Genomic DNA, 1,528 nt, shown 5'->3' on the forward strand with positions numbered 1-1,528 from the left:
CGGTTATATTCATAAAGATTTTGCAATACAAAAAGGAACCGTCCAAATTTGGATTTCTTATTTGAAGAAATGGATCAGCTAAATCTACAAGGATTTCTTCTTTCCAATTCCAAATTTCTGAGACTAATCTTTCACATTCTGCTTTAGATAAAGTATTTATATGAGAAACTATTATTGGATTATATCCATAATACCAAGAATCACCTTCAGTATCTGATGTATTAGCATCAATATACAAGTAGAGAGCTTTTATTTTATCCTCTATTTTAGGTATTTCCTCCATACTTTTATTCTTTTTTATTAATTGCCTAATCCATTATAGTAGCATTGTAGTAGTTGATTTACATTGTTATTATTGAAAAAACAGATCGTTCGCATATGCACAAAAATAGTATAAAAATAGTTTTCCTGCCCGTTTCTATCTTTAATAAAAGCTGGATTTTCTCTTTTTAAATCTATAAGATATACTTTACAGGTATGAATTACAAATCCATGCGATCGGGTATTTAATTCCCTTTATTTTTTTGATCTTCATGGAATTTAATAGAGTCTGTCTTTATAGTTTTTAAGATAGATTCTATTTTTTTTCTCCGAAGATCTGCACATTTCTTTTCGTAAATAAGATGAGTGCTATCCCTCTTTTTTTCTAACTCAAAATACTCCGTAGATATAGCTCTAGTGGTGTAATTCCAAACCATATTCATGTCGTCCAAAAATTGATTTCGGACATAAATAATTCCGTTTTTTTCAATATAATCCACTCTGGAACCATCCAAAATCCATTTTATGTTTTTATAGTAACTTGGCGAAATTTCATTTGGTTCTGCAAATTTGTAAAGATCATTGTCAAAAAATATTATTTGACGAGTATGGTTTTCATCGGCCAGAATTACGGGCTTAAGTTCAACATATCTGTTTTGCCAATAATAATAAGCTGAATAAAAAACAATTAGAGATATTACTGCTATAAATATTTTCTTTTTCATTTTAATTTAAGAATTAAATTTCCTGAAGAATTAAATTGAAAGGTTCGATTGAAGTTTTGCTTCCATTCACTGCGTATCTCGTACGGTTTAGCACCGCAATATTTTTCGACTAATAAAGCGTGTGAATCTCCAATGTTTCCAAAACCGTAAATATAAGCCGATGTTCCTCTATGACAATCATATCTATTATCCCAAGAATGCGTAATTGTACCTAACACTTTATAATTGTTATTACGGAAGTTACCGGAATTGAGACTTCCTCAAATAAGTTAATTACTGAGAGGATGTTGTTGAAATGAGGTAGTATATCCAACTAGTTAATCACGAAACCCCTTAATAAGTCTATCTAATTCTTCCATATTTTTATATTCGCCATTAATGCTATCCATATTTCTTTGTGATTTAAACCATTCGAGATTGTTTGTTTTAGTAGTATGGTTCCAAATCATTTCGTAATCATTCATGTATTTATATCGTATATAAATCACTCCGTTTTTTACAATATATTCTTGATGTTCTCTTTGCAGAACCCACTTTATATT

Annotated in this window: 3 protein-coding genes; all 3 read right to left on the reverse strand. The window is 29.6% G+C overall.

Annotated elements, in window-relative coordinates:
• The coding region (locus FLACOL7796_RS24340; protein WP_173973353.1) for a hypothetical protein at positions 1-283 on the reverse strand (283 nt) is incomplete at its 3' end.
• 223 nt (positions 284-506) lie between these two features.
• Positions 507-986, reverse strand: coding sequence for a hypothetical protein (locus FLACOL7796_RS24345; protein WP_173973354.1), 480 nt, complete (start codon positions 984-986; stop codon positions 507-509).
• A 317-nt stretch (positions 987-1,303) separates the two neighbouring features.
• On the reverse strand, positions 1,304-1,528 hold a 225-nt coding region (locus FLACOL7796_RS24350; RefSeq protein WP_173973355.1), incomplete at its 5' end, for a hypothetical protein.

The sequence above is a fragment of the Flavobacterium bizetiae genome (assembly GCF_902804475.1).
GTDB lineage: Bacteria > Bacteroidota > Bacteroidia > Flavobacteriales > Flavobacteriaceae > Flavobacterium > Flavobacterium bizetiae.